The organism is Holdemanella sp. DFI.5.55 (assembly GCF_020593575.1).
Classification (GTDB): Bacteria; Bacillota_I; Bacilli_A; order Erysipelotrichales; family Erysipelotrichaceae; genus Holdemanella; species Holdemanella hominis.
In genome coordinates, this window is record NZ_JAJDMK010000366.1 from 1 (window position 1) to 238 (window position 238).

The 238-nt window shown below is 50.4% G+C and carries 1 protein-coding gene; it reads left to right on the forward strand.

Going from position 1 to position 238, the window contains the following annotated elements; all coding sequences use genetic code 11:
• The coding region (locus tag LJE08_RS14435; RefSeq protein WP_227403640.1) for a hypothetical protein at positions 1-238 on the forward strand (238 nt) is incomplete at both ends.

The following is a 238-nucleotide window of genomic DNA, read 5'->3' on the forward strand; positions in this document are numbered from 1 at the left end:
CGCAGGCGGTGCGATAAAAGTTACGGTAACACTCAAGGATAGCTATGAAAACCTGGTCGGGGGGCAACGAGACGCTATCAACCAGGCTATCCAGCTGCCAAATACAAAAGCGGAAAGCATCGCCTGGAATGAAGATCAAAAAGGAATTTATACCGCAACGTATACCGCCTTACTCCCTGGCACCGGTTTAAAAGCACAGCTACAGATGTCCGGCTGGGCGAGCGCTCTGACTTCAAAT